At 34.5% G+C, this 4763-nt stretch carries 4 protein-coding genes; all 4 read left to right on the top strand.

Annotation, left to right across the window (positions count from 1 at the left end):
* Nucleotides 1-114: 114 nt before the first annotated feature.
* The 4 genes from KQJ18_RS21665 to KQJ18_RS21650 are packed head-to-tail and all read left to right on the top strand — an operon-like array spanning nucleotide 115 to nucleotide 4656.
* Nucleotides 115-1254, top strand: a complete 1140-nt coding sequence (locus KQJ18_RS21665) for an EpsG family protein (RefSeq protein ID WP_216422718.1) — start codon at nucleotides 115-117, stop codon at nucleotides 1252-1254.
* Between the two features lie 10 nt (nucleotides 1255-1264).
* A complete protein-coding gene (locus KQJ18_RS21660; RefSeq protein WP_216422717.1) occupies nucleotides 1265-2458 on the top strand; it encodes a glycosyltransferase family 4 protein in 1194 nt (397 codons plus the stop codon).
* 49 nt (nucleotides 2459-2507) lie between these two features.
* Entirely contained in the window at nucleotides 2508-3542 is a 1035-nt protein-coding gene (gene fnlA / locus KQJ18_RS21655) for a UDP-N-acetylglucosamine 4,6-dehydratase/5-epimerase (RefSeq protein ID WP_216422716.1), read from the top strand.
* 1 nt (nucleotide 3543) lies between these two features.
* Entirely contained in the window at nucleotides 3544-4656 is a 1113-nt protein-coding gene (locus tag KQJ18_RS21650; RefSeq protein WP_216422715.1) for an NAD-dependent epimerase/dehydratase family protein, read from the top strand.
* The last annotated feature ends 107 nt before the right edge of the window (nucleotides 4657-4763 follow it).

Raw genomic sequence — 4763 nt, 5'->3', positions numbered from 1 at the left:
ATTTTCTTGTATGGAAAGGTGTGCAATATATGGCATTTGGATATTTAGCGCAGGGGGCGGTCTCTGCTATTCTTATCTGCATTTGGTTTTATTATTACAATAAAAGAGAAGTTTATGACCATCTATAATATCATGTATATTCTTCTTTGGGGGATGGCATTAATATCCTACTCGAAAAATTTTAAAGTAAATCAAGTGTTTTTTGTACAGGTTTTAGTGTTGTCATTATTTACTGCTTTAAGATTTCAGACAGGATATGATTGGCCTGTCTATCAGACATACTATAATTCACCAGAGAACTCAACAATTTCTTTTGAGATTGGTTTTTCAACACTAATAACATTGTTTAAGTTTTTAGGTTTGAATTTCAATGTTTTTGTTTTTTTTGTGAGTGTCGTGGAGATCTTATTGCTCGCGAAAGTTATTAAGTATTTCTTTCCGAGGCAATGTGTGCTGATTTTGGCAATAATGTTTTCTTTGGCCGATTTCTTTCTAATTCCAATGTTTGCATTGATGAGACAAGGCTTGGCTGTGAGTATTTTCCTTTATGGCTTAATGCTCTATGATAAAGGTTTTTTTGTTAAAGCGAAAATGTTATTTGTTTTGAGTATGCTTTTTCATTTATCTACAATACCTATCATTGTATGTACTTATCTAGTTATAAAACTTAGATTTAGCAGTAAAACAATGCTAATCGTTTTCGCATTGTCCTTATTGACATATCTAATTTCGTTTGATCTTATTGGTTATCTTATCTCATTTATAATTCCTTTCATTGATCAGAAGTATGAGATGTATATGCAAAGAGATACTTATAATGCATCTGGTCTATATCGTATAGTTTTTTCTGCAGTATCTGTTTTTGCATGTTTCTTGATCTATAAATATGGTTCCCTAAATATAGTGACAAAAATTAATAAAAGTACATTAATTTATGCACTTCTAGCAGTCATTTTTCCACTCCTGTTTTATGCTTATCCTACCATTTCAACTCGATACCAATATTTTTATGCAATTTTCATGATAGGTTTAAGCTTAAGTTTATTGGACTATTTAAAGTCTAATAATCTATTATTAGTAATACTGATGATGGGGTTCTTATTTTATGTACCTTTCTACCGTTTTATTACAAATCCACTTTCAATAGTGTTTGTACCGTATCAAAATATGATTACATATGATGAATCAAATTCTACTGGTCAAGCACGGACTGATGAGTTAATGACTCAACTTTATCAACTTTGGGATAAATAATAGCTTCGTTATGAAAAATATCGTATTAATGACTACCAAATATAATGATAATAAAAAAGATGCTTGGCTAACCAATGAACTTGCATATTCAATTCGAGACAGTGGTTACAATATGACTGTCGTAGTTTTTTCATGGATGCCAAATGATCCTGAGACTAGGATAGATAATATTGATGGTGTGCAAGTTGTAAGGCTAAAATTACCGAAATGGATTTATAAAAAAAATATTCTAAATACTGCAATTAAGATATTTGCTTTTCCGTTTGTTGCTAGAACTTTTATAAAGAAAAATATTAAAGAGTGTGATTTATTAATTGCAAATACTCCTTGTGTAACGATACTTGGTTTATCGAGGCTGTTTAAGAAAAGATATAATGCTTACACATATCTTGTTCTATGGGATTTCTTCCCTTTTTATCTTAAAGATTTGGGATTAATGAGAAATAAATTTAACTTTAAATTTTTTCACTTTTTAGAGGAATGGATGTATCGCTCTTTTGATAAAATTGGATGTATGACAAAAGGTAATATAGATTTTCTTGAAAAAAACTTCAAAACAATTAAAAAAGAGAACATGGAAATATTGCCTCTATGGGCAAAAACTAAGAAACTTAAGCAACTGGATCGACACAAAGTAAGAGATAAATTCGGATTACCTAAAGATGAAATTGTCATTATTTATGGTGGTGCTATGTCAGTCGTGCAAGAGCTTGAAAACTATCTTGAACTAGCCAAAAGATTTCAAGGGAAAAATGTTTCATTTATTATGGTCGGTTCTGGTACGGAAAAAGAAAAGCTAAAAGAAATAGCCGAAACTAATAATATTAGTAACTTGAAATTTATAGATTATGTTCCAAGAGATGAATATGAAGAACTTGTAGGCTGTTGCGATATTGGTTTTATATCGCTATCCCGGAAATTAACTGTTCCCAGTTTTCCATCGAAAAGTCTTGACTATTTTAAAGTGGCTATCCCTATTTTGGCTTCACTTGATCCTGTTACCGATTTCGGCGATATACTTGAGAATAAAATAAAAGCAGGATATTCTGTTATCGCAGGAAATATAGATGAGCTCGAATCTAAAGCGAATCTATTAATTAATAATGCTGCTTTAAGAGAGGATATGGGTAAATCCGGACGTAAGTATTATGAAGACTTTCTTACGGTGGAAAATGCAAAAAATATCATCATGAGTAAGATATAAATTCATTAGTGAATCAAGTTTATCAAAGGTAGTATAAAGTGGAGAGTCTATGTTTAAGAATAAAACTTTGTTAATCACTGGGGGAACAGGATCGTTTGGTAACGCAGTGCTTCGCCGCTTCCTGGATACGGATATCGCAGAAATTCGAATTTTTAGCCGAGATGAGAAAAAACAAGATGATATGCGGAAAAAATATAACAATTCGAAATTGAAATTTTATATTGGCGATGTACGTGACTATCAGTCAATTTTAAATGCAACTCGTGGAGTTGATTTCCTTTACCATGCAGCTGCCCTGAAGCAAGTGCCTTCATGTGAATTCCATCCTATGGAAGCTGTAAAAACAAACGTTTTAGGCACCGAAAATGTACTTGAAGCAGCGATTGCTAACGGCGTCAAACGTGTAGTTTGTCTAAGTACAGATAAAGCAGTTTATCCTATCAATGCAATGGGCATTTCCAAGGCTATGATGGAGAAAGTTATTGTTGCCAAATCTCGAAATGTTGATAAGTCTAAAACCGTCATTTGTGGCACTCGTTATGGCAACGTTATGGCTTCACGCGGTTCGGTTATCCCATTATTTGTGGACTTGATTAAAGAGGGTAAACCTCTGACGATTACTGACCCGAATATGACACGTTTCATGATGACGTTGGATGATGCGGTTGATCTGGTATTATACGCATTTGAACATGGCAATAATGGTGATATTTTTGTTCAAAAAGCACCAGCCGCAACAATTGAAACATTGGCTATTGCACTCAAAGAACTGATGGAGATTCCAGAACATCCTGTACATATTATTGGTACCCGGCACGGTGAAAAATTGTATGAAGCATTATTGAGCCGTGAAGAAATGGTCGCTGCTGAAGATATGGGTGAATATTACCGTGTTCCACCTGATCTTCGAGACCTCAATTATGGGAAATACGTAGAACAGGGTGATCAGCGAATTTCTCAAATTGAAGATTATAATTCACACAATACAGATCGTCTTGATGTAGAAGGTATGAAAAAATTATTGCTAAAACTGGCTTTCATTAGAGCCATTTGCGATAAAAAAGAATATCAACTGGATGAATAATATGAAGATTCTCATTACGGGTTCTAATGGATTCATCGGGAAAAATCTGCGTGTCCATTTGCGCGAAAATGGGTATAACGATATAATCTGTATCGATCGAGAAAACTCTCTTGAACAGCTTGATGAAGCGCTGCAATCAGCGGAATTTGTTTTCCATCTTGCAGGGATTAACCGCCCAACAAGTGATTCTGAGTTTTATGAGGGCAATGCTAACTTAACCGATTACATTGTTAATAAGTTAGCCGAGTTTGGTAATAAACCCCCTTTACTCATAACTTCATCAATTCAAGCTGAACTCGATAATCATTACGGAAAAAGTAAGGCGGCAGCAGAGTATTCAGTAAGCCAATATGCTAAAGATACTGGCGCAAAAGCTTATATTTATCGCTTACCTAATGTGTTTGGTAAATGGTGTAGACCTAACTACAACTCAGCTGTCGCGACTTTCTGCTATAATATTCTCAACGGGTTAGAAGTGACCATAAATAATCCAGATGCCCCGCTAAAACTGGTTTATATTGATGATGTCTGCAAGTCATTCGTTGATTGCTTAAAAGGCAAAGTTGATGAGAAAAGCGCAGAAGTCACACCTGTTTATAGTACGAATGTCGGTAACCTTGTTGACACCATCAGGTCATTTAAGGATAAGCAACATAGTTTGCTAATCGACCATGTTGGTACTGGTTTAACAAGAGCGCTGTATGCGACCTACTTGAGCTATTATTCGCCGTCAGAGTTTGCATATTCTGTAAAACGTCATAGCGATCCACGCGGGACGTTTGTTGAAATGCTCAAAACAAAGGAGTCTGGTCAGTTTTCATTTTTTACTGCGCATCCTGGTATTACAAGAGGCGGACACTATCATCATACTAAAAATGAAAAATTTCTAGTCATTAAGGGCAAAGCAAAATTTGCATTTAGGCATATTGATTCGAATGACTATTATGAAATATTCGTTGATGGAGATGAATCAAAAATAGTCGAAACTGTTCCTGGATGGTCGCATGACATCACTAACATTGGTGACGATGAAATGATAGTTATGCTATGGGCAAATGAAATTTTTGACCCTGAAAATCCAGATACGGTTAATTATAAAATTTATGAAGAGTAAAAAATGAAAAAAATGCATGTCATGACCGTCGTTGGTACACGGCCTGAAATTATCCGTCTGTCACGTGTTTTGGCAAAACTTGATGATTTTTTTGAACATACTATCGT

Origin of the sequence: Citrobacter sp. S55_ASV_140, from assembly GCF_018919505.1 — a bacterium.
In the GTDB taxonomy this organism is placed as follows: Bacteria; Pseudomonadota; Gammaproteobacteria; order Enterobacterales; family Enterobacteriaceae; genus Citrobacter; species Citrobacter werkmanii.
The sequence above is the reverse complement of the archived record's forward strand: the minus strand, read 5'-3'. Positions and strand labels throughout refer to the sequence as shown.

Excerpts from the sequence above, each read along its gene's own strand:
- KQJ18_RS21665 (WP_216422718.1), top strand. The coding sequence starts at position 115 with ATGACCATCTATAATATCATGTATATTCTTCTTTGGGGGATGGCATTA.
- KQJ18_RS21660 (WP_216422717.1), top strand. The coding sequence starts at position 1,265 with ATGAAAAATATCGTATTAATGACTACCAAATATAATGATAATAAAAAA.
- fnlA (WP_216422716.1), top strand. The coding sequence starts at position 2,508 with ATGTTTAAGAATAAAACTTTGTTAATCACTGGGGGAACAGGATCGTTT.
- KQJ18_RS21650 (WP_216422715.1), top strand. The coding sequence starts at position 3,544 with ATGAAGATTCTCATTACGGGTTCTAATGGATTCATCGGGAAAAATCTG.